The sequence below is a fragment of the Pseudobacillus sp. FSL P4-0506 genome (assembly GCF_038003025.1).
Classification (GTDB): Bacteria; Bacillota; Bacilli; order Bacillales; family Domibacillaceae; genus Pseudobacillus.
In genome coordinates, this window is the sequence record NZ_JBBOOI010000001.1 from 192229 (window position 1) to 214710 (window position 22482).

20 protein-coding genes are annotated in these 22482 nt (G+C 42.0%); 3 read left to right on the plus strand and 17 right to left on the minus strand.

Annotated features, from left to right (window positions below):
- Positions 1-209: 209 nt before the first annotated feature.
- The 8 genes from MKZ02_RS00945 to MKZ02_RS00980 all read right to left on the minus strand — a co-directional run bounded on the left by MKZ02_RS00945 (position 210) and on the right by MKZ02_RS00980 (position 8507).
- Positions 210-536, minus strand: a complete 327-nt coding sequence (locus MKZ02_RS00945; RefSeq protein WP_182917071.1) for a DUF3870 domain-containing protein — start codon at positions 534-536, stop codon at positions 210-212.
- A gap of 19 nt (positions 537-555) precedes the next feature.
- The gene (gene lhgO / locus MKZ02_RS00950; protein WP_120036019.1) at positions 556-1770 is read right to left on the minus strand and encodes an L-2-hydroxyglutarate oxidase; all 1215 of its coding nucleotides are present in this window, start codon (positions 1768-1770) and stop codon (positions 556-558) included.
- A gap of 38 nt (positions 1771-1808) precedes the next feature.
- Entirely contained in the window at positions 1809-2492 is a 684-nt protein-coding gene (locus tag MKZ02_RS00955; RefSeq protein WP_120036018.1) for a GntR family transcriptional regulator, read from the minus strand.
- 571 nt (positions 2493-3063) lie between these two features.
- A complete protein-coding gene (locus MKZ02_RS00960) occupies positions 3064-3948 on the minus strand; it encodes a DUF4003 family protein (protein ID WP_340856285.1) in 885 nt (294 codons plus the stop codon).
- A 194-nt stretch (positions 3949-4142) separates the two neighbouring features.
- Positions 4143-5375 (minus strand): alanyl-tRNA editing protein, encoded by a 1233-nt coding sequence (locus MKZ02_RS00965; RefSeq protein WP_340851400.1) that lies wholly within the window; start codon positions 5373-5375, stop codon positions 4143-4145.
- A gap of 121 nt (positions 5376-5496) precedes the next feature.
- Complete coding sequence (locus MKZ02_RS00970) at positions 5497-6990, minus strand: peptide MFS transporter (protein WP_120036015.1); 1494 nt, start codon at positions 6988-6990, stop codon at positions 5497-5499.
- A gap of 226 nt (positions 6991-7216) precedes the next feature.
- On the minus strand, positions 7217-8158 hold the full coding sequence (locus MKZ02_RS00975; protein ID WP_120036014.1) for a manganese-dependent inorganic pyrophosphatase: 942 nt from the start codon (positions 8156-8158) through the stop codon (positions 7217-7219).
- A gap of 205 nt (positions 8159-8363) precedes the next feature.
- On the minus strand, positions 8364-8507 hold the full coding sequence (locus tag MKZ02_RS00980) for a hypothetical protein (protein ID WP_182917070.1): 144 nt from the start codon (positions 8505-8507) through the stop codon (positions 8364-8366).
- A gap of 138 nt (positions 8508-8645) precedes the next feature.
- On the opposite strand from MKZ02_RS00980, the gene MKZ02_RS00985 reads away from it, so the two are divergent.
- The gene (locus MKZ02_RS00985) at positions 8646-9953 is read left to right on the plus strand and encodes an MFS transporter (RefSeq protein ID WP_406909143.1); all 1308 of its coding nucleotides are present in this window, start codon (positions 8646-8648) and stop codon (positions 9951-9953) included.
- On the opposite strand, the gene MKZ02_RS00990 is transcribed toward MKZ02_RS00985, so the two are convergent.
- The 7 genes from MKZ02_RS00990 to MKZ02_RS01020 all read right to left on the minus strand — a co-directional run bounded on the left by MKZ02_RS00990 (position 9900) and on the right by MKZ02_RS01020 (position 18911).
- On the minus strand, positions 9900-10607 hold the full coding sequence (locus tag MKZ02_RS00990) for a uracil-DNA glycosylase (RefSeq protein WP_340851402.1): 708 nt from the start codon (positions 10605-10607) through the stop codon (positions 9900-9902). The two genes, MKZ02_RS00985 and MKZ02_RS00990, sit on opposite strands and share 54 nt — an antisense overlap.
- A gap of 163 nt (positions 10608-10770) precedes the next feature.
- Positions 10771-11550, minus strand: coding sequence for a hypothetical protein (locus tag MKZ02_RS00995; RefSeq protein WP_340851403.1), 780 nt, complete (start codon positions 11548-11550; stop codon positions 10771-10773).
- A 161-nt stretch (positions 11551-11711) separates the two neighbouring features.
- Positions 11712-13688: a TRAP transporter permease gene (locus tag MKZ02_RS01000; RefSeq protein WP_340851406.1), complete on the minus strand. Its 1977-nt coding sequence runs from the start codon at positions 13686-13688 to the stop codon at positions 11712-11714.
- A 22-nt stretch (positions 13689-13710) separates the two neighbouring features.
- Positions 13711-14721 (minus strand): TAXI family TRAP transporter solute-binding subunit, encoded by a 1011-nt coding sequence (locus MKZ02_RS01005; protein ID WP_340851407.1) that lies wholly within the window; start codon positions 14719-14721, stop codon positions 13711-13713.
- A 146-nt stretch (positions 14722-14867) separates the two neighbouring features.
- Positions 14868-16244: a sigma-54-dependent transcriptional regulator gene (locus tag MKZ02_RS01010; protein ID WP_340851408.1), complete on the minus strand. Its 1377-nt coding sequence runs from the start codon at positions 16242-16244 to the stop codon at positions 14868-14870.
- Complete coding sequence (locus MKZ02_RS01015; RefSeq protein ID WP_340851411.1) at positions 16241-18286, minus strand: transporter substrate-binding domain-containing protein; 2046 nt, start codon at positions 18284-18286, stop codon at positions 16241-16243. The genes MKZ02_RS01010 and MKZ02_RS01015 overlap by 4 nt, the downstream gene beginning before the upstream one ends.
- Positions 18287-18431: 145 nt before the next feature.
- Positions 18432-18911 (minus strand): hypothetical protein, encoded by a 480-nt coding sequence (locus tag MKZ02_RS01020; RefSeq protein ID WP_340856287.1) that lies wholly within the window; start codon positions 18909-18911, stop codon positions 18432-18434.
- Between the two features lie 175 nt (positions 18912-19086).
- On the opposite strand from MKZ02_RS01020, the gene MKZ02_RS01025 reads away from it, so the two are divergent.
- Complete coding sequence (locus tag MKZ02_RS01025; protein WP_340851414.1) at positions 19087-19719, plus strand: TetR/AcrR family transcriptional regulator; 633 nt, start codon at positions 19087-19089, stop codon at positions 19717-19719.
- Positions 19703-20188, plus strand: coding sequence for a GNAT family N-acetyltransferase (locus MKZ02_RS01030; protein ID WP_340851418.1), 486 nt, complete (start codon positions 19703-19705; stop codon positions 20186-20188). The genes MKZ02_RS01025 and MKZ02_RS01030 overlap by 17 nt, the downstream gene beginning before the upstream one ends.
- A gap of 26 nt (positions 20189-20214) precedes the next feature.
- Here MKZ02_RS01030 and MKZ02_RS01035 read toward each other — a convergent pair whose 3' ends face one another.
- A complete protein-coding gene (locus tag MKZ02_RS01035) occupies positions 20215-21354 on the minus strand; it encodes a TcaA second domain-containing protein (RefSeq protein WP_120036004.1) in 1140 nt (379 codons plus the stop codon).
- A 15-nt stretch (positions 21355-21369) separates the two neighbouring features.
- Positions 21370-22434, minus strand: a complete 1065-nt coding sequence (locus MKZ02_RS01040) for a DUF5105 domain-containing protein (protein ID WP_340851422.1) — start codon at positions 22432-22434, stop codon at positions 21370-21372.
- Positions 22435-22482 lie beyond the last annotated feature (48 nt).

Sequence of the window (22482 nt, forward strand, 5' to 3'; positions counted from 1 at the left end):
GGATAGTAAACTGGCTAATAATTACTTCATTGCTCCATGGAATTGGAGTCACAGTAAATATTTCAGTTTGGTATTTTATTTTCCACTCAAACATCGTTCTATAGTAATATTCGCGTTTTTTGAAAAGGCTATTTTCAAAAGGCAAATATTTAATTCTAGTTAACATCATTGTATGTGACCGACACATAATTGTCAATATATTTAATTATTTATTTCGAATTTTTCGCTATTTGCTGATAATGAAGGTGTAAATCATTCAAGGCAGCAGCGAGTGCATTAGCAGCTTTGCCTTTATAATATTGCTGTAGCTGCTTTAGCGGCTCCTCGATCCCGTCTTTCAGACTGACTCCCTTCAACAGTTGCCCGATAAATTCCCTGCCATGTTCCGTTGCCAGCGTACAGGAAGCTTCAATGATCACTCCATACTTGGTGTCAACTTCTGCGGTGATTGTTAATGTATCAAACACACTCTTCGCTGCCATCCCTTGCGGCAGACGTGCATGTCCTGCAATAAACATTACTTTTGAGTTAATCATAAAAAATTCCCCTTTCCGCTTACGAACTAATTGCGCTTGTTAAATGATGTTGTTCAGTAATCTGGCTGACAATCTCTTTGCCAATTTCAATCGAAGCTGTGGCAGCCGGTGATGGCGCATTGCAAACATGGATGCTATTTTCTCCGTTAATCATATGGAAATCGTCGACAAAGCCGCCGTCCGTTTTAACCGCTTGGGCTCGAACACCTGCTGGTCCTGGCACCAAGTCCTCTGCTTGAATTTCTGGAATGAGCTCTTGAAGACTCGCTACAAATTTTGCCTTGCTGACAGAGCGCGCCATTTCTTCCAGCCCTTCACCCATAAACTTGCTTGCCAGCTTCCAGAAGCCCGGATAACCCATGACTTCAGCAAAGTCTTTTAAATTAAAGTCGGATAATTTATATCCTTCGCGTTTAAAACTAAGAACAGCATTCGGACCTGCATCTACCTCTCCGCCAATCATCCGTGTAAAGTGAACACCAAGGAAAGGGAATTTTGGATTTGGTACGGGGTAAATTAAATTTTTTACCAAGTGTCTTTTTTCAGGGATCAGCTTATAGTACTCTCCACGGAATGGAATAATTTTTACATCCGTTTTGTAACCAGCAAGCTTCGTCACCCGATCGCTGTGAAGACCAGCACAGTTAATTAAAAACCTCGCTCTGAATGTGCCTTTATTCGTTTCGATCGTAATGCCATCATTGGATTCACCAATGTTTTCAACCTTCGTATTTAAACGGATGTCGGCACCTTGTTCGCGAACAATTTCCGCAAATTTTTCTGTTACTTGCTTATAGTTCACAATACCAGCCGCCGCTACTTTAATGGCAGCCTTTCCGTTTACATGAGGCTCGATTTCTTTCAGCTCTTCTTTGCTAATCTTTTTTACATCCAGTTGATTTTGCAGGCCACGTTCATACAGATTATCCAAAAGAGGCAGCTCTTCGTCCTTCGTTGCCACGATCACTTTTCCGCAAATGTCATGTTCAATATCATACTTCTTACAAAACTCAGTCATGGATTTGCTTCCTTGACGAGCAAAGCGCGCCTTGTAGCTTCCCGGTTTATAATAAATGCCCGAGTGGATTACTCCGCTGTTATGGCCCGTTTGGTGGGCTGCCAGCTCGGCTTCTTTTTCAACTAAAAGTACCTTTGCATTTGGATACCGTTCATATAGCGCTTTTGCGGTAGACAATCCAACGATCCCACCGCCAACAATAGCGAAGTCGTACATGTTATCTTCTCCTTCATCGTTTCTCTATTTTATAGATTTTATTGTTTGGATAGATGTTCATCAGCCGACTCTAAGTCAGCCATATAAGAAATTAAATTATTTTTTGTTCGCAAAAGGTGATACTCTACTGCAGCTCGCAGCTCGGCAGGATCATTTCTGACAGCTGCTTCATAGATAAACCGGTGCTCTTTCTGCGTTTCCGAGTAATAATCCGCCAGCAGACTCGGAGCAATCGGAGAAATCCCCAAATTCTCTACAGCCTTTGTTAGCCTTGGCCAAGGGCAGCCCTTTTGCAGCAACTTATGGAAGCTTTCATTTAAAGCAATATAGGTATCATTTGTTTCATCTGACAATTGCAACGCTTCCATTTTTTCTACTATTTCTTTTAACTCCTGTTTATCTTCCTCCGTTAAAAAAGGAAGAGATTTCTCAACAGCAAGCCCTTCTAAATAAGATCTTAAATGATAAATTTCTTCAATATCTTCTTTTGTAATCGGAGTGACGATTGCCCCTTTATGTGGAACAAGCTTCACCAGACCTTCGGTTTGAAGCTGGGCTAGCGCTTCTCGGATCGGCATCCGGCTAACATTCAAAGTATTTGCCCAGTCTTCCTGGATCAGCCTCTCTCCCTTCTCGAATGTTCCATTTAAAATCGCCTGTCTTAAGTTTTTAGTTACATAACTGACGACAGTCGTTTTGTCCTTCGAGGGCTGAAAACTCATAGATAGACCCCCTGATAAGAAAGATTAACCTCATCCATATTGGATATTGGATACAAAAAATTTATCATAAAAAATATAGAATTGCAAGAATATTTTTATAAACGCTATTAAAACAACATTAAAAGGACACAAATAATAGTCACCCCTTAAACAGGAGTGACTACTTCAAATCATATTGGATACAATTATTTAGACTCACTTTTTAAAACAGCTAGTTTCTTTTGTGCATTTCTTTCTTGGACAGCAGCTAACATTGGACAGTTTTTACATTTTCCACAACCAGTTTTTTTACACATGTTTCTTTTCCTCCTCGTATTTTTATGATGGAAAGTGAAACGAAAAAAGCCAGCAATATCCCCATAGCAGAAGATATCACTGGCTTAATCTGCGCCCTTGTCTCCTTTTCTTGAGACTAGAACAGATTTGACAGTTTCTACGTATATTACAGCAGAATGGCCATTTCACTTGATCATAAAGAGGAAGTCTTTATAGAAGTGACTTTCCATGCCCGCTTACTATTCATTCAATACCCTTATCTTACAGGTGATTAACTTTTCTGTCAATTAATTTTTTATTCGCCGGAAGAAGCAGCAGCGGCCGCCCCAGCTGACATAACAGCAATCATCGCTGCTTGCTGGGCCTGTAGTACTGCTTCAATGGAAACTGCGAAACTTGTAAAGGCCGCTTGATCCTCGGAGATTTTTTCCCGCACGACGATTTGGCCGGCAATCAGAAGCCCTATGTCTCTGTACCATTTAAAGAGCTTTTCCTGATTAAGCGTCTCCGCTAATATCAATACTTCTTCTATCAATTCCTGAGGAGAAGCTGTCAAAGCCAACAGGCCGATCAATGGGTAATGAAGACCTTTCACTTTTAATCCACGGCTACGAAATTCTTCAAACCAGCGAAATGTTCTTTCAACAAGCGATTCCCAGTCATTACTGTTGCTTTGTGCAAGAATGTGGGACAGCAGCTGCAAATCATTTCCCTTCCAGAACGGTCCTTCGCTTAATTTGGAATAGTAAAATTCAATCTTATCTATCAATTCACCCTGATCTTGCCGGGCCAGGAGAATAGAGAGCGGATAATCATCCTGAGAAGTTAAGAAATAATGGTTCTTTTTCATTTTTTTATGAATTTGTTTTGCCTGTACGGCAGTCCGTGTTCTTTCCTCTGTATCTTCTGTAATAGAAACTAACGTAATGGCTGCAATGTATGTAAATGCTGTTTTCCGAAAGCCATGATCCACGAGCAACTGATAGCTGTGCTGCATCTTTTCAAACCCACTATATGGGTCATCAAAACCGGTCGATAATAAAGCAGTCATTGAATAGTTAAAAGAACCTTTCAATCCGGACAACCATCCCGAGTTTGCTTTAATATGATCAGAAAGCTGCAAAAATTCCTTCGCTGAAAATGTCCGTCCGGCGGCTGCATATTGGGCAACAATGGACAGTAGCTGGCGTTTATCGACTCCTCAACTAACTGCCTTCACCAGCTGCTCATAATCCACAGCAAACCGGCTCGCTATTTGTTTCGCTTTTTCTTTATCCATAATCCCCCTCCGTTCTGTTTATTTTCTTTACGAAAAAAAGAGCAAAAAGTTTCAATAAACTTCCTGCTCAACCTGTTGCTCCCTCTTCTAATAAACTAATACTTTTTATCCATTTGAAGAGACGCAGAGGCCAAGATCTCTTCAAAAGCTTTAGCTAATTCCTCGCCAGGCATAGTGCGTTGACCGCCACCTTGAATAAAGTGAGGCTGGCCGCCGCCTTTCCCCTCAATAAGCGGGAAAATGAAAGAAGCCGCTTTTTTTAAATCAATATTCGTCGTTTCATTCCCACTAGCCGCGGTAAGCTGGAGCTTGTTTTCATTTTCTGCTACAAAGGCTGCGACAACTCCCGCATCCTTTTCAATTGCTAGCCGCGCCATTTTTTGAAGCTCCTGTATTGTGCGATTCCGAAATACTTGAACGAGCAGCTTATATCCTTCCTTATGTATTGCTTTTTGCAGCAACACCTTTACTTCATGCTCAAGCAGTTGATCCTTCGCTTCGTCAAGTGCGGCTTGTAATGCCTTTTTCTCTTCAAGCAACTGACGGGCTGCCCCAGTCATCTTGTCCTGAGGGCTGTTCAACAGACGGGAAAGCTCTCGGATCACTGCTTGCTTTTCTCCAAGCTGCTTTAGCACCCGCCCGCCGCAAACAAATTCCAAACGAACGTGCTTGCGCTGCCTTTCCCATTTCAACAGCTTAATCGCCACCACCTCACCTGTGCTGCGTGGATGTGTTCCCCCGCAGCCATTATAATCAAAGTCCGGAATGATAACGAGTCGAATATTCCCCGTCACAGCTAATTCCTTTCTTAACGGATAGCGAGAAGCCTCCCCAAAGGTTATCCACTTCGTTTCAATTGCACGGTTTTCTAAAATAATTTCATTAGCTTTCTTTTCCGCCTTCTTAAGCACTTCCTCTGTCAAAGAGTCCGTATCTAAATCTATCGTTACTGTTTTTTCCCCCAGGTGAAAACTTGTTGTGCAAATTCCAAATAATTCCTCAAACGCAGCCGATAAAATATGCTGGCCCGCATGCTGCTGCATATGATCGTAACGGCGTTCCCAATTGATTTCTCCATTTACCTTCTCGCGCGACATTCCAAGCTCCTCTTCAAGATAATGGCGAATGACTCCGTTAACAGATTGAACGTCCGTTACCCTTATGCCATTTATCTTTCCTGTATCGCACGGCTGGCCGCCACCCTCCGGATAAAAAGCTGTGCTGTCCAGAACAGCAAATCTTCGGCCTGCTTCATCTACGCCCTCCTCTAGAACATTTGCAGTAAAAGACTGAATATACGCATCTTCATAAAATAGTTTTTCTGTCATTTTCCCACCTCATTGTCACGCTTTTCTGCTTCTACTATAGCAAAAGAGAGACAAAAAAAGCCATTTGCTAGTCAAACTAGCAAATGGCTTTTCTATCAATTGAAGCAATGGTGTTAACGTTTTAGTTAACGCCTTTCATCATCGTATGAATTTTCTTGGATATGAGATAAAGAATCAATCCAAGAACGATAGAAGCAGCACCGATGGCACCAAAATAGATAATTTCTGTTTCTGGTTTATATAAACGAACGATTTGTGCATTGATTGCTTGGGCAGATGCACTTGTTAAGAACCATAAACTCATTGTTTGGGCTGAGAAAGCAGCTGGCGCCAGTTTAGTTGTTGCCGAAAGCCCAACAGGCGATAAGCAAAGCTCGCCAATAACAACAAGGAAGAAACTAAGTACAAGCCACATTGGATGAACTAGTGTTTCTGTTCCATTTACATAGGCCGGTATGATCATTACAAGGAATGATAACCCAGCAAACAGCAGACCAAGCGAGAATTTCTTTGGTGTAGACGGCTGGCGTTTGCCTAGCTTGACCCACAGCCAAGCAAAAACAGGTGCAAATGCAACGATAAATAATGGGTTTAATGTTTGGAACCAAGAAGATTGTAAATGCATTCCTGCAAAGTCCAACTGCGTCCGTTCATCGGCATATCTTGCCAGGATAATAGATCCTTGTTCCTGGATCGCCCAAAACATAGTAGCCGCTATGAATAAAGGAATGTAAGCAAGAAGACGAGAACGCTCTATTTCTGATGTTTTCGGACTGCGGTACATCATAATGAAATAAGCAGCCGGAATAATAATTCCTAAAATACTAACAAGCAAAATAAAACGGTCAATAGTTAATAAGCCAGTTGTCATTCCAATTGCACCTAAAATAACGATCACTAAGGTGCCAATACCGATTTGAATAAAGACTTTCTTTTTTTCTTCTCCCGTCAGCGGGTTAGGTACATAAGTACCGGCCAAACCAAGTCTGGTCTTTTTTGTTACAGCGAATACAACCAAGCCTAAGAACATTCCGATAGCTGCAAGGCTAAAGCCCAAATGAAAATTATACTCCTGACCAACTGTACCAACGATTAATGGAGCGATCAGCGCTCCAGCGTTAATTCCCATGTAGAAAATGCTAAAACCAGAATCACGGCGCGCACCTTCATCAGCATAAATATCTCCGACAATGCTTGATACATTAGGTTTCAAAAGGCCCGTACCAATAACAATCAATCCCATAGAAATGAATAAAGCGGTTACACCACCCGGGAAAGCAAGGGCAATGTGTCCAAGCATGATAAGCACACCGCCATAAAAGACGGTTTTCGATGTACCGAGCAGGCGGTCAGCAAGCCATCCTCCGATAATTCCAGACATATAAACGAGTGAGCCATAAACTGCCATAACAGCGGCCGCCGTGCCTTGATCAAGACCTAACCCGCCTTTAGAAACTTCGTAATACATATAATAAAGCAGAATCGCTTTCATTCCATAATATGAAAAACGCTCCCAAAACTCCGTAAAGAACAAAGTGGATAAACCTTTAGGATGACCAAAAAAGCCAGTCTGAGGTACACTTTCGGCAATCTTCTTCTTTTGATTGCTATCCAATTTAAGATCTCCTTCCTTCTCATGCCCAGTTTATATTTGCAGTATTATCAAAAAATTTAATAGGCATAAATTATTTCGAAAAAGTGAAACTACTTAATCATATTGCGTTTAACTTAAGTTGTCAATCCAATTTTATTATTTCTAAATAATTTTAATCTTCTATCTAATTTTTCTTTTCAAAAAAAAGCATGACACAAGCCTCAGCTCGGTCATGCTTCTGTCTTTATTATTTTGTCATACCCTGAAAAATATCCGTTAAAACTGGAATAATTTGTTTTTTTCGTGATACCACACCTTCAAGGATGATCGTTCTGTCATCAGAAATCGGTGTGTTGTATGCTTTTTCCACAACTGCTGCCTCTTTACCCGCTACAATTGCGACGGAGTTGCTGTTTAAAATATCTGTGATCACGAATAAAAATAAATCGAGGCCTTTTTCTGCAATTGTGCGCTCTAAAGCCGCTTCGATGTCTTCTTTGCGTGCCAATACATCCAATACATCAATAGCATTTACCTGTGCAACTTCTACTTGATAGTCTCCCATCGCAAATACTTTGGAATCAAGTGAGACCAACTCTTCTGTTGACTTGCTTCTTAAATCAGCACCTGCCTTTAACATAGCAAGCCCATACTCCTCAGCATCAACACCTGCAATGCTTGCCAGTTCTTGAGCAGCTTTTACATCTTCCTCTGTGCATGTCGGAGATTTGAATAAAAGCGAGTCGGAAATAATCGCAGATAGCATCAAGCCCGCGATGTCTTTTTGAACAGCGACGCCGTTTTCTTTATACATTTTATTTAAAATAGTAGCTGTACAGCCTACTGGTTCAGCGCGATAGTACAACGGGTCACTCGTTTCGAAATTCGCGATTCGATGATGGTCGATTACTTCGAGTATACGCACATCATTAATATCGTCTACACTTTGCTGTCGCTCATTATGGTCTACTAAAATAACGTGCGCTGCTTCTGGAGCTGCTTTGTCAATTAGTCTTGGAAGCTCGGCATTAAATTGATTTAATGCATATTCTGTTTCGCCATTCAGTTCACCAAGACGAACAGGCTCTGCCTCTACTCCTAATTCTTTTTTCAAAGCCGCATACGCAATCGCAGAACAAATAGAATCTGTGTCCGGATTTTTGTGTCCGAAAATAAGCACTTTACTCATTATTTAACTCCTCACTTATATAAATAATAGGGAGCAGCACCTTTAGGTCCTGCTTTCACTTCACGCTCCTATTTTAACGCAAATCAACTGAAATTTCTCGTTAACTTTCTAAATTTAATTAAATTGATTGGCTTACTGAGTTTATTCTTTATTGTCTTCCTCTTCGTTGCAAGCAAAAAAGCTGTCCAAGACAGCTTTTTCTGTTTTACTTTCTCATGTTTTCTTGGTCTTTTAAACGATTTTGCTGATCGGGATAGCGTGCTTGATTTCTAAATTCATTTTCCTGCTGCTGTTCTTCCTGCTTCTTTCTTTCTTTTTCGTTGAGATGGTTATGGTCATTATTGGCCATCGATTTCCCTCCTCTCATGTATATAAAACTCTTTTCCCTCATTATTTTTAATAAAACTCTTTTTGTATTCGACAAAGTTCTTGCTATTTTTGGATAAGCTTCAACTACAATAAAGGAAACTGTAAAAAAGAGGGTGGGATGATGGCTCAAATAGAACGAAGTGAAACAGCAACAAAACGGCCATTATGGGGATTGTACTTTTCCCTGCCGATTTTATCATGGGCACTTTATGATTTTGCCAATACGATTTTTTCTTCCAATATCATTACGATCTTCTTTCCTTTTTACCTTCAGGAAACCATCGGCGGCAACGATCAGCTTAACCAGATAGCCAGCACTTTTATTTCTTATGCGAACGCAGCGGCCAGCTTGCTGCTCGTGTTATTTTCTCCGCTTTTTGGTGTCCTCATTGACCGGACAGGAAAGAAAAAACGTTATATTATCCCGTTCACACTCATTTGCGTAGCCTGCACGATAGGTATGGGGCTTGCGGCTTCCACTCATTCACAACAGGAATTATTCGGCCTGCCGGCGGCCCTCATTTTTGTTGTTCTTTTGTTTGTAGCAGCAAAGTTTTTTTATCACTCCAGCTTGATCTTTTATGACACAATGCTGGCCGACTTGGGAACGAAAGAAGAGATCCCACTGTTATCGGGCTTCGGAGTAGCTGTTGGCTATATCGGCACCCTGGCCGGACTTGCTATTTATCCATTCATTGGTGATGGCCATTTTCACCGAGCGTTTATTCCAACAGCGATTTTATTTCTTCTCTTTTCCCTGCCGCTTATGCTCGCCGGACGGGAAACAAGACTGCCGACTTCCACAGAAAAAAAGTCATTTATTAGCGGCTATCAGGAAGTAATGTCTACATTTAAAGAAATGAAAGCTCACCGAATCATCTTTCTATTTATGATTGTCTATTTTTTCTTGAATGATGCCATCGCTACAGCGATTGCCATGATGGCTGTTTATGCCAAAGCGATTGTTGGCTTTTCTTCAGGTCAATTCATTCTGCTCTATCTCGTTTCCACCATTGCGAGCATTATTGGTTCTTTTCTATTTGGCTATATTACGAAAGCCCTTGGAGCAAAAAAAGCCGTAAACGTCGTTGGGATAATTTTGCTCGCCGCTTTGTTCATTGGCACATTTGCTGTCAATGAAGCGATGTTCTGGGCTGCTGGCAGTCTGTTTGGCGTATCTCTCGGAGCCGTTTGGGTAACATCAAGAACATTCATTATTGAACACACCCCAGAAGAAAAAAGAGGACAATTTTTTGGCTTGTTTGCTTTTTCCGGCAAGATTTCCGCTATGGTCGGTCCATTTCTATACGGCACAATTACACTTGTCCTTGCCGACTACGGAAATATAGCCAGTCGTACAGCTCTAGGCTCTTTAATGGTTCTTGTTCTCATCGGCCTTGTCGTTCACCGTCGCATTCGTATATAAAAGGGAGTCATTGCCAAGGTTTTTCAGGTATCCTCCGAGCTTGTCCATATCTTCATGTATAAGCTCTAGCAGACGACGGTTGTAGAAGATGGAAGCTGGATGGAATGTTGGAAAAATAACATATTCCTTTTCTGTCCATTCATATTCATTGCTTTCCACGTTCTTCAGCCGTCTGACAGGCTGCTTAATGAACCGGCCGTGCGCTTCGGTTACTTTTACATCAGGTCCGCATAACCGTTTCAAACCGATGTTGCCGAGAGCCACAATGACAGGCGACTTGACATGTTCAATTTCATAATCAAGCAAAGGCGCATGAGCTAAAATCTCTGCGGAGGTTGGCGCACGATTATACTTTCTCCTAACTATTTCACCTGTTCGTGTTCGCTTCTCCCCCCACTTGTATGGACGGCTTCTAACTGCACTAGTTATGTACACTTCTTCTCTGGAGACTCCAGCCCTCTCCAAGAACTTCATTAATTCCTTGCCGGCCCTGCCGCTGAAAGGAATGCCGTTATGGATTTCTGTCTCTCCCGGCGCCTCTCCGACAAGCATTAGCTTCGGTTTTTCAGGGCCCTTGCCGTAAACGAATCCTTCAACAGGATAAGGGTAAATTCTCTTTTTCCCGAGCTCCGCAAGCCACTCCGGTATTTGCATGATGCATTTCTCCTTTCCAGCTTATACTTATCATTAGACCCTCAACCAGCAGCGAGTGGCTGAGCACCTGCTAAGCGATCATGCATCCTCTTCCTTTTATGATTAATATATACCCATCCGCTGCCTGCCTACTCAAGAATTCTTTAAGACTTCCTTTGCTTGGTTACTTTAAATCAATCTGAAAGGTTTTTCCATGACTTATCAACTCATGAGTTTCCCCATCCAGCACATCATCTGTTGAAAATTGTATGGTTTCCATCTGCTTAGGCAGTTTTCTCAGCAGCAGACCAATTTTCCCCTCTCTTTTTTCCCCCTTGCGGTAGTCGACCCTTGAAAAGCTGCTTTCGCCTACAAATGTATCATCACTCGCGATAAAGTTTCTCCTTGGCACGAAAAATGTTTCTCCACCAAACCGCACATCCAGAAAGCTGAAAAATTGGACCTCCTTTCCATACTGATTAGTCACGTTATAAGAAATCTCCATGTAATACACCTTTTCTTTAACTTTCCACCCAGACTGCTTCACTGCTTCATTAAGCTCGTCCCAGTCTGCATACTTGTTTCCTTCTCTTAGCAAATCATTCCTTGTTTTATTATTAAAATAGCCTAAATACTCTTTTTCCTCGTCTTCCATATCCATCATTTTAATCAGCTTAACTTCCTTAACGTAAATGTGCATACGGTCAACAACATATTCTTTTTTTACATTGAAATAATCTCTTAATTCAAGGGTCGCCCAATCTTTCTCCCTCACTTTTTGACCGGGTTTTTTCAAAAGATCGCTCCCCCCGCTTTCCACCGTCTTCACCTTTTCAACTTTCTGTGAAGTTACCTTTGCCGTCTCTTTTTTAGAACTTGGTAAATGAAATGACAGCAACATCGCACCTATGAATAGAGACACTCCTAAAATGAACATGATCCAATACTTTTTTTTCTTATTCAATAGCTGAACTCCTATCTAAAAAAAATAAAAACTGCTTTTAGCATAGCTGAAAAGCTCAGACTTTTTAACCCTCAACTTGTATCCATAATAAAACCGCTGTAAGGAATACTTACAGCGGTTTTATTATGGATACATTCTATTGTTTCGCGAGCGGAATATCTTTAAACAATTTTGGAAGTTGGTATATCGGAACGAATTTTAGAACGGGCGATGAACTGCTGAATCAGCACAAGGGCCAGTATGCCTAGTCCAACCACATCCGTCCAGATGCCTGGAATAATCAAAGTGATCGAGCCGATAAAGCATAAAGCAGCAAGTGGCAGCGGCAAGTCCGCGATTAAATATCTTTCCAATGCGGCACTCAACCCGAGAATACCGATGATTGCTGTCACAGTTACCCAAACAACTTCAAGCGGGCTGGTGACATCCTGCATAAGGATAACAGGTGAAAATACAAAGATATAAGGAATGATAAACCCTGACAAGGCAAGCCGCAGTGCTTCAAAACCTGTCTTATTCGGGCTGGCACCAGCGATACCTGCTCCCGCAAATGCCGCAAGAGCAACCGGTGGCGTTACGTTAGCTAAAATACCGAAATAAAAGACGAACATATGAGTAACGAATGGTGCAACACCCAGTTCAAGCAAGGCCGGTGCAGCCATTGTAGCTGTAATAATATATGTCGGAATAGATGGGAGCCCCATTCCCATAACAATACAGGCAATCATTGTGAAAATGAGTGTCAGGAACATTTCTCCTTGACCAAGAACAAGGATGGATTGGGTCAGCTTCGGTCCTAGTCCAGTCAGCGTGCTTACGCCAACGATTAAACCAACCATGGCACACGACATTGCCACACCAAGCGCCGACCGGACACCGTCCTCCATCGCTCCTAGAATTTCCTTTATCCCCATCCGTGTTTCTTTATTAAACCAGCTGACAACGATCGAAAGAACAATCGCATAAAAAGCAGCATATAGCGGGGTTTTTCCGGCAATCAACATCCCGATCAGCACAATAATCGGAATGAGCAGATGGCCGCCTTTTTTGAATACTTGCCATAGGTTCGGGAGTTCTTCTTTAGACATGCCGCGAAGGCCCAATTTTTTTGCCCGGAAATGAACGATGCAAATAATGCCAAGATAATAGAGAAAAGCCGGCAAAATGGCAGCAAGGGCAATCTGGTTGTACGGCATACCCAGCGTTTCTGCCATAATAAACGCGGTCGCTCCCATGACCGGTGGAATAATTTGCCCACCGACAGAAGCAGTGGCTTCCACCGCACCAGCAAATTCCGGCTTATAGCCAACGCGTTTCATGAGCGGAATTGTAAAAGCTCCTGTCGTTACTACATTTGCCAGTGCACTACCATTAATTGAGCCAAGTAGCCCGCTTGAAACAACGGCTACCTTTGCCGGGCCGCCGGATGTGTGCCCCGCTACACTAAGCGAAATATCAGTGAAAAACTGCCCCATTCCTGAACGGTTTAAAAAAGCCCCGAACAAAATAAAGAGAATAATATAAGACGCAGATACAGAAATAGCAATGCCATAAATTCCTTCTGTTGACAGATACATATAGGTCACGATATCTTCTAGATCTTTTCCCGAGTGCTTGAGTAAGTCAGGAAAGTACTGGCCGAAAAAGGCATAAGCCAGAAATAATGCTGTTAAGATCGTTAAAGCATTTCCAGCTACACGGCGGCCCCCTTCAATCACCACAGCGATCGTGAGCAATCCAAAAGCAATATCCACCCCGCTCGGCATATAAATCGACATTCTTTCAGCAATTCCCTGATAATCGATAATCATATAACCGCCAGTCGCCAGCGCAGCAACCATCCAAATGACATCAACTGGAGTCACTTTGTTTGTTCCCTTTTTGTAAAAGGCAGGATATAAAATAAACACAAGTGCGGCGATTACGGCTGTGTGCAGCGAGCGATGGCGAAGTGCATCAAGCGGTCCAAAATAAGCAGTATACAAATGATAACCGGCAAGACCAACGCTCAGTGCAAAGACAGCCCAACGCCAAAAACCATGATCAATTTTCCGGAATCGTGATTCACTGTCATACTTTTGCAGAATCTCCTCCTGGCCTTCTACTGTCTCAGGAATCTCTTTTGTTGCGTTTGCCATTTATATGTCCCTCCCTTATTCCTTATTGCAAAACACCTTGCTCTTTAAAGTATCTCTCCGCTCCTGGATGCAGCGGCAACGGCAGTTTCTCAGCTGCTTTTTCCAATTCGATATGCTTAGCTGAGCTATGGGCATTTTGGAGTTGATCAAGACTTTCAAACAATGTTTTTGTTAACAAATAAACCTCTTCATCAGGCAAATCTTTGTGAGTGATTAGTAGGTTATTTACTTTTACTGTCTCCCTATCTTTTTTTACGCCTTTATACGTATTGGCGGGTATACTGCCGATTTCAAAGGCTGGGTATTTTTTTTGAAGGCTTTCCGTAATCTTTTTCGGCACTGGGATGATTTCTACTTCATCTGTGGCGGCCAGCTCCATAATGCCTGAGTTTGGGTAACCAGAAGATAGAAAAGCGACATCCGTCGTTCCGTTTTTGATGCCCTCAATTCCTTCAGAGAAGGATAAAAAGTCTGCATTTACATCATCGTAAGTGATGCCTGCTTCTTCCAAAATCCGCTTGGCCATAATTTCGGTACCGCTTCCAAGAGCACCAACAGCAAGATCTTTTCCTTTTAAATCTTTAAGAGTCTTAATGCCGAGCTTTTTAGGAGCTACAATTTGCATGTAGTTAGGGTAGAGCGAAGCGACAGCTCGAACATTCGAAAGCGCTCCTGCTTTAGCAAAGTTCCCTTCTCCCAGATAAGCATCTGTTACTGTATCAGCCATGGCAAAGCCTAGTTCTGCTTTCTTTCTCGAAAGCTTAGCTGTGTTTTCTGCTGAAGCTCCCGTAGTTTGGGCACTTGTCTGGGCGCCAAGTTCTTCTCCATAAATCTTGGCAAGCGCATTGCCGAGTTGAAAATAAATCCCTGATGTTCCACCAGTTAAAATCGTTACCGGCTGCCCCGCCAGCGGTCCGGCTGCCTTGCCTGTCCCTTCTGCCTTCTCATCTTTCGAAGAAGCAGAATTGCTACAGGCGGCCATCATTATAAGAACGGTAACTAAAAGTAAAATAAATCCTGTACGATATTTCATTTTCTCACCCCTTTGTCTGTTCTACTCTTCATAATGCAACATTCATACCATTTTTAAAATTCAGTTAAATTAGCTGTTTGTTTTAAGAAGCGGCAAAAAATGCCGGTTAGGAACGGCAAAATATTCCTAACCGGCATTTTTTTCTCTTATGTACTTTCTTCCCTGTAAATCTGAAGCTTGTTGCGCAGACTGCGCTCACTAATACCAAGCATTTTTGCCGTTTCTTTTCTACTTCCATGGCAATGCTTCAGCGAAGACTCAATAATCATTTTCTCGGCTTCTTTCATCGTAGCACCCAAAGGAACAGGGATGATAGAAGGAGAAAAATTAACCGTCGGCTTCACTGTCTCATTTTCAGAACGGATGGCAATCGGCAAATCAGTTTCCGAAATGACTCTTCCTTTTGTCATCGCTACAGCATACTCAAGGATATTGCTCAATTGCCTAATATTCCCCGGATAATCATAAGCCAACAACCTATTCCACGCTTCTTCTGACAGGGATGGAAGCGGCCGCTGCATTTCTTCCGCATACTTTCTGAGAAAATAGGGAATAAGCACTGGCAAATCTTCTTTTCTCTCGCTTAATAATGGCAGTTCGATCGGTATGACGTTCAGTCTGAAAAACAAGTCTTCTCGAAAAGAGCCTTCTGACACCATTTGTGAGAGGTTTTTATTTGTTGCGCTAATGATCCGCACATTTACTTTTTTCACTTCTGTAGAGCCAAGCGGCGTAAATTCCTTTTCTTGCAGTACGCGCAGCATTTTAGCCTGTAAGGAGGCGGGCATGTCGCCGATTTCATCAAGAAATAGTGTGCCGTTATCCGCAGCGGCTATTTTTCCCTCCTGGCTGCCCACCGCCCCAGTAAATGCCCCTTTCGCATAGCCAAACAGTTCACTCTCCAGCAAGGACTCCGGGATGGCTGCGCAATTTACCGAAACAAATGGGCCGTCCTTTCTTTTTCCCTGTCTATGTAAAGCCCTAGCCACAAGTTCTTTTCCTGTCCCACTTTCTCCAAAAATAAGAACGCTTGAGTCAATATCCTTCACTCGCTCAATCATTGAAAAAATATCCCTCATTGCTGGGCTCTCGCCAATCATCTGATCATAGCCTTTAATCTTCTCAATGGTTTCATTCAATTCCCGGATTTTGCTGTACAACGTCTGATGTTCAAGCGCTTTTTCAATCAATAAATGCAGCTCATCAATATCGAGCGGCTTTGTAATATAATGATAAGCTCCCTGCTTAATGGCTTCAACAGACGATTCAATTGTGCCATAAGCCGTCATCATAATAACGGATATATGCGGGTAAGTCTTTTTCACTTCAGCCAATACGTGCAGACCGTCCGCTTCCCCAAGCCGCCAATCCAATAGCATTACCTGCACCTGATTTTTCTGCAACACGTCCATTGCATTCTCTACTCTTGTAGCTGCCATCACTTCATATTGATTTTCAAGTGCGAATCGCAGCGATGCCCCGATCGCCGGCTCATCATCCAGGATTAAGACAACAGGCTTCATTCTTTCTCCCCTTCTTTCTGTGCGGCAGGCAGTGTAACGGTAAAAGTCGTCCCCCTCTCCTTCTCCGTCTCCACTTGCATATCACCGTTATTTTCTTTGATCCATTGATAGCATAGGGCTAATCCGAGCCCGACTCCATGCGGCTTTGTCGTATAAAAAGGCTCAAAGATATGAGAAACGCTATGTTGATCCATGCCAATTCCAGTATCTGCTACTTGAATCACTCCCATGGCCTCCATTCTTTGAATCTTTACCGTTAGCTGCTTCTTCGGTACCTTATCCATAGCATCCAATGCATTTAACAGTAAATTCAGCAGCACTTGTTTTAACTGATCAGGATCACAAATAATTTCCACTTCCGGTTCCATCATTAATTTCAAATGCACATGGCTTTTTTTCAATGTTGGTTCAATGATTGCCACCACAGATTGGATAAAAGCAGCAGCCGGCAACCTTTGTTTTTGCGGGTGCTTAGGCCGCGCATAATCAAGAAGTGATTCAACAATGGTATTCATCCGCTTTAACGCTTCCGGTACGTATTTAACAAGCTCTTGGCGAAATGACTGATCTTCATACTTCTTTGGCAAAAGATCAATAAAGGTTTTCATGGAAGTAAGCGGATTGCGAATTTCATGAGCCACCCCCGCAACAAGCTGTCCGAGCGCCCGCATTTTCTCCTGGGTTGCGAGCTTCTCCTCCAGCATCTTTGCCTCTGACCGATCAGCTAATGTCAACAGGCAGCCGTTTTTCTTTCCGCTTTCTTCATATAATGGAATGAGACGGAATAAAATAAACCGCTTGTTTCCATCGGCTTCAAATACTAGTTCTTCTGAAAATAACTGTTTGTCCTGATTATCCTCGAAATATTTGTAATGCTGAAGAATATCGGCAATTTGCGGCTGCCCAAGAATATCCTCTGTTTCGACATATTCTTTCTCTTGAAGACCGAGCATAGCTTTTGCCCGTTCATTCAAGCTTGTCAGCTGCAGGGAATCATCAAATGTTAAAATCCCATAATACATATGATGAATAATTTGGGTCTTGAAAGCATAAGCTTCGGAAATAGCGCGCTGCTGGACTTCTAATTGATCATTTGCTGCTGCTAAGGCCGCTGTTCGCCTGGCTACTTCTTTTTGCAGCCGCTTGTTCCATAAATAAGTAAAAATCAGAACGGCTACAGCACAACTGCTGAGAATCAGCAAGGCAATAATCCAATTGCGCATTTCTTTCAATTGACCGTCAGGATATAGACCAAACCACTGTGAATATAAAGTTTGATAATCCCCGTTCTCCTGCATGTTCATCAATGAGTGATTGATGAGCGAAAAAAGTTCTGTTTCTCCCGGACGGACGGCCGCCGCAAAATCAGAAGGCACGCCGATATGTTCAAGCACTCGATATTGATCCTGTTCACCTGATTGCTTTAAATAAAACTCTGCCGTCCATTTGTTTGTTAAAAAGGCATCTGCTCTTTTTAGCAGCAAGAAATTAAATGCATCTTTTGGATTAAATGCTAGTTGAAATTCCACTCTTCTTATATTCAGCAATAGATCAAATGACGCCGGCTCTTCCTGCATAACAATCGTTTTTTCCCGCAAATCTGTTAAGTTTTTGATCTCTGTGGTTGCTTCCTTCGGTACAACAAGAACATCTGTCATCGTAAAATAGGACTCCGAAAATTGAAAACGCTCGCTCTGCTCGGCGGAATATCTCATCCCCATAATGGCATCTACTTTACCCGCTTTCAGCGCCTGTTCCGCTTCATAAAAGTTCATTGGATAAAATCGAAACTCTACTCCTGCTTCTTCAGAAATAGAGCGAAAGAGCTCTACACTGAAGCCAGTAAACTTTCCTTTTTTATTGATATAAGAGAAAGGAGGCAGATTTTTTTCTCCTGCAATCCGATACACTTTTTTGACGGGCCGCTGATCTACCTGGCTGGCAGGATGGTGAAGTAAACTAGCCGAAGCGAAATGGAGGGAATAACTCGAAAGCAAGAGGAAACCTATAACTAATATGGATAATCGAACTGAAAAGGGCATATCCTGCTATGTCTCCTTTAAAAAATCTTGTCCATATTGTACCATATAGGCAACACAATAAAATTGAAAATTAGAAATCTTGTCTTTGTTTCGTTACACAATAAATTAGCCGGCTGCAAAATACAGCCGGCGATCAATGTTTCTCTTATGCTTTTGCTCTTTTCGGCCAAATAAAGTGACTGATAGCAATTAAAAAGTCGATCCCTAATACAAGTGACCATATTTGCAATATGCCGCTTAACGCTTCTGTTCTAGAAGGGTCTCCAACCAGAAAAACCAATCCTACTAACAAGGCTGCACCAATTAAGTAGGCTGCTACATGCCGAAGCCATCCTGAGAAATAATGTTTGGCATATTCCATTCCATATCTTTTTGCTGGTTTTGATCCTTGTTTTACTACGTAATACAAAAACCTCTCATCTGCCCACTGAATCATGCTTTTTCCAAATCCAATGGAGACACCAATATACACAGCTGCAAGTGCGTGTGCCTGAGTAGCCGTTGCACCTCTCATTAAATCCACCCCAGTAGCCACCACTAAAATTAAGTCAATTAAAGGTGTTAAGGCCAATAATAGCAGCCCAAGTTTTTTCCGTTTGAACAAGTAACGAGCTGTCAGTCCCATTATAATGACTAGCCAAAATGCGACTTCACAGGCAATAATCAGCCCAACAATCACACCATAACCCCTCTCTTTTTAATACAATTGTATTATTTAAAATAATTGTAACACCTCTTTTTTTATAATACAACTGTATTATAAAATTGCTTGAATCTTTTTTTCCTGATAAGATATAGTTATGCCAAAACTAGTTGATCACGACAAACGAAAAAAACATATTGCTGAAGCCACATGGCGAGTCATTCTGGAGCAGGGAATGGAGGGGGCGACTGTGCGAAACATCGCTAAAGAAGCTGGACTCTCCCTCGGGGCCCTGCGCCATTATTTCTCTACGCAAAATGAGTTGCTCATTTATGCCATGGAACTCGTTAAAGAGCAGGCAGAGGCAAGAATTAATCAAATTGTAGTAGAGGATTTGCCGCCAAAAGAAATGATGTTGAAGATCCTGATAGAGCTTGTTCCAATCACTAAAGAAACGATGGCAGAAATGGAAATCTGGTTTGCCTTTATTGCTTATAACCGTCATAAAGAAGCAGATTTTAACGTCTTGCACGATGGCATTTTTAATGGCATCAGCCGGATGATTCACTACTTGCGTGAATCAAAGCTATTGAAGGAAGGACTGGATGTCAGCATAGAAACAGAAAAACTCTATGCGCTCGTTGACGGGCTAGCTCTTCATGCTATGCTGGATCCTAATAGAACCAGTCGGGAACGGCTTATCAATGTGCTAAAAAGCCATATTGATTCCATTTGTGAGGACATGGAAAGTAATGTATCGGGAGGCCATGCAGATGAAAAAGAAAAATAATGGATTATCTATTCAGCAGCTGAATATCGAAGATTCGGAGATAGCTGAAAAAGTATGGACTATCCAAATACCTGCCTATGAAGCAGAAGCAGAACTCATCAAATTCTGGGACCTTCCTCCTTTGAGAGAGACAGCAGCCTCGCTGCAGCAATGCGGAGAAACTTTTTATGGCGGATTCATCAACGGTCAACTGGCCGGAGCTGTGTCTTTTAAAACTACAGTGGCAAAGCTTCATATTCATCGTCTGATGGTTCACCCTCATTTTTTCAGGCAAGGAGTGGCCCGTTCGCTTCTTCATCATGTGGAGCAGTTAGCGGCCGGTAAAAAAGATATCCTCGTCTCTACCGGAACCGATAATTCTCCTGCTGTCCAACTATACAAGCATTGTGGATTCAAAGAAATCGAGAAAATCATAACTACGGAGGGACTTTCACTTACTTTCTTTACGAAAGAAAAAAGGCTGCCTTGAAAATTTTTTCAAGGCAGCCTCTTTTTCTATAAGACAATATCTGTTCCTGTTACGCCTTCACGCTTCCATTTCAGAAGTGGCGGATTACTTACCTTTACTTCTTGTTTGTTCTTCCAATACTCTTCTTCTTTCCCAACTGGCTCACGATTTTTCACGTCGTCAATCAACCATTTTTTCTGTGCTCGATCGTAGGACAATGAATACGTATTAACGGCCTTGAAAGAAGTATCCTCAAATTGCTGAATGTCACGGTACTTTACTTTGTTATGATAAGCGATGAGGGCCGTTACATCAGCCGACCAGCGCCCATCAAAATAATGAACAGAGAAGTCATCCATATTAACGACAGCACCATTATATTGCGCATGAATTTCATCAATATATCCTTGTACTGCTTTAAAACTCTCCTGAAGTGTAAAAGACCCTTCAAGAATAGTATCTGTCACGTTTGTCAGCTTACTTTTATTAAAGCCAGACGTTTGGTATACAGCGATATCATTATTAAAAACATCCATTGCCTTGATGACATCTTTTTGGATGCCTTTATCAGAGCTTGCCAACGCGTTGCTGTCAATAACCACACTGACTTCCGGGCTGCCCCATACGTCCTTCTTCTCTTTTTTCTCAAAGGTGCCAAGTTCATTCATCAATTTAACTTTTAAATTGTACGTCCCAGGGATAACAGGGCCGTAGTTATTGTCTTTTTGCTTCTTAATTGCTTGGTTCGACTTGCCGGCAGCCAGGCTGATTCGATCGTCTTCATTTTGACCGGTAACTTTAATAGCAGCCGTCTTCACCTTCAATTTGTATTGAGGGAACATTCCCCACTTCTTTCCGTCCTCTGTCAAGGTAACTTGTTGAGTGGTTGTTGTATAATCATCCTCTTGGATTTGTTCATCAAGTCCCTCTTTAATCACGTCGTAGCTGCTGCTATTTTCTTTTAAATAGGTAATAAGCGCCTGAACGGATGTTTTGTTTACAGAAGCCTGCTTATTATCTGGTACAATCATATCTTGCAGCAGAGCCGGATCATCGTTTGCAACAGCTTTCTTTAATGTTTCGACCGCTTTTTCTGGTGCAGTTGCCTGCTTCAAAGCAAAAAACAAGCCGCCGATGACAAGAAGTAGGATCACAGCCGGAATAATAATCAAGCTTTTTTTATTCATAGCTTTCTCTCCTGTCTAGTAAGCTCTTCCTTCAGCAAACGCCTGTACAAGGTAGTCAGAATAGTGGTCAGAAGTATTCACTGTCCATTTTCCGTCTTTTTTGATCATGCTAATTTCTGCTCCGTTTTGACTCTTAGCAACTTCCAGGGATTGAACAACTGTATCGAACTTGGAAAGTGCGTATTGCTTTTCTTTCTCTGTGTCATAGCCGCCTGTATTTTCCCGGTACTCTTTTTGATAGTTGTAGAGCTTATCGTAAAGATCATCTGTTGAAACCGTAGAATAGTCGAGCTTTACAACGGCCTTATCACCTGCTTTTGCCGTTGTTTTAGTCTGCACTTCTGCTTTTTCTCCCAGAACAGTCTTATAACTGCTATAGTACTTATCAATATCCGCATCGGTTACCATATCTGGCAAAGAAAGATCCAACTGCTTTTTAAATTTGCTTTTAGCTGTTTCCTGAACATCTTTCTTATCAGCGGTTACTAGCTTTTCATAATCACTGTTGTCTTTTCCAAGGTAAATAATATCGATGTAAGCAGTTAATGCTTTAGCAGGATCTTGAATTTCATCAAAACTTTCTGCATATTTCTTTGTGTCAAGGCCAAGCATAATTTCATCCGCTTCTTCTCCTGGTTCGGATAGACGCGGTTTTACACCAATTTCATACTTTTTGTCTTTTTCAACATTAAAGTAAAAAGGAATGGTTTTTACTTTGCCCGCACCAATATCACTGCTTCCTCCGTCTTTAAGGTCTATTCCGCGCGCATATACACTTTTCTCTGGGCTTAACTGCTCATCCCCATCATACAGGTATACGCCATCGTATGAGGATACATTAATAGTAGACTTCGATTTATTCTTTACTTTTAAATCAACAGCGAGCAAACCGGTTTCCTCGCCTTCGGATTCTCCGTCATCTCCTGCTAATATATATTCAGCTTTTTCAATAGTAACTTCAGCTACCTTGCTTTCGCCAGCTCCTCCTCCGCTTGCTTCTTTGGCATCTGATCCGCCGCAGCCGGCCAAAGCAAGCATAATAGCAAACACGAGTGCCAATATACTAATCTTCTTTTTCATTATGTTCTCCCCTCTATACAAGTTGCTTTTTCTTAGATTTATCTTCCT

What these genes read in the sequence shown, in the direction of transcription:
- MKZ02_RS00965 (WP_340851400.1), bottom strand. Translation starts at nt 5,375, where the DNA reads ATGACAGAAAAACTATTTTATGAAGATGCGTATATTCAGTCTTTTACT.
- MKZ02_RS00980 (WP_182917070.1), bottom strand. Translation starts at nt 8,507, where the DNA reads ATGGCCAATAATGACCATAACCATCTCAACGAAAAAGAAAGAAAGAAG.
- MKZ02_RS01005 (WP_340851407.1), bottom strand. Translation starts at nt 14,721, where the DNA reads ATGAAATATCGTACAGGATTTATTTTACTTTTAGTTACCGTTCTTATA.
- MKZ02_RS01000 (WP_340851406.1), bottom strand. Translation starts at nt 13,688, where the DNA reads ATGGCAAACGCAACAAAAGAGATTCCTGAGACAGTAGAAGGCCAGGAG.
- MKZ02_RS00990 (WP_340851402.1), bottom strand. Translation starts at nt 10,607, where the DNA reads ATGCAAATACCGGAGTGGCTTGCGGAGCTCGGGAAAAAGAGAATTTAC.
- lhgO (WP_120036019.1), bottom strand. Translation starts at nt 1,770, where the DNA reads ATGTACGACTTCGCTATTGTTGGCGGTGGGATCGTTGGATTGTCTACC.
- MKZ02_RS00985 (WP_406909143.1), top strand. Translation starts at nt 8,646, where the DNA reads ATGATGGCTCAAATAGAACGAAGTGAAACAGCAACAAAACGGCCATTA.
- MKZ02_RS01025 (WP_340851414.1), top strand. Translation starts at nt 19,087, where the DNA reads ATGCCAAAACTAGTTGATCACGACAAACGAAAAAAACATATTGCTGAA.
- MKZ02_RS01010 (WP_340851408.1), bottom strand. Translation starts at nt 16,244, where the DNA reads ATGAAGCCTGTTGTCTTAATCCTGGATGATGAGCCGGCGATCGGGGCA.
- MKZ02_RS00945 (WP_182917071.1), bottom strand. Translation starts at nt 536, where the DNA reads ATGATTAACTCAAAAGTAATGTTTATTGCAGGACATGCACGTCTGCCG.
- MKZ02_RS01035 (WP_120036004.1), bottom strand. Translation starts at nt 21,354, where the DNA reads ATGAATAAAAAAAGCTTGATTATTATTCCGGCTGTGATCCTACTTCTT.
- MKZ02_RS00975 (WP_120036014.1), bottom strand. Translation starts at nt 8,158, where the DNA reads ATGAGTAAAGTGCTTATTTTCGGACACAAAAATCCGGACACAGATTCT.
- MKZ02_RS01030 (WP_340851418.1), top strand. Translation starts at nt 19,703, where the DNA reads ATGAAAAAGAAAAATAATGGATTATCTATTCAGCAGCTGAATATCGAA.
- MKZ02_RS01020 (WP_340856287.1), bottom strand. Translation starts at nt 18,911, where the DNA reads ATGGGACTGACAGCTCGTTACTTGTTCAAACGGAAAAAACTTGGGCTG.
- MKZ02_RS01040 (WP_340851422.1), bottom strand. Translation starts at nt 22,434, where the DNA reads ATGAAAAAGAAGATTAGTATATTGGCACTCGTGTTTGCTATTATGCTT.
- MKZ02_RS01015 (WP_340851411.1), bottom strand. Translation starts at nt 18,286, where the DNA reads ATGCCCTTTTCAGTTCGATTATCCATATTAGTTATAGGTTTCCTCTTG.
- MKZ02_RS00955 (WP_120036018.1), bottom strand. Translation starts at nt 2,492, where the DNA reads ATGAGTTTTCAGCCCTCGAAGGACAAAACGACTGTCGTCAGTTATGTA.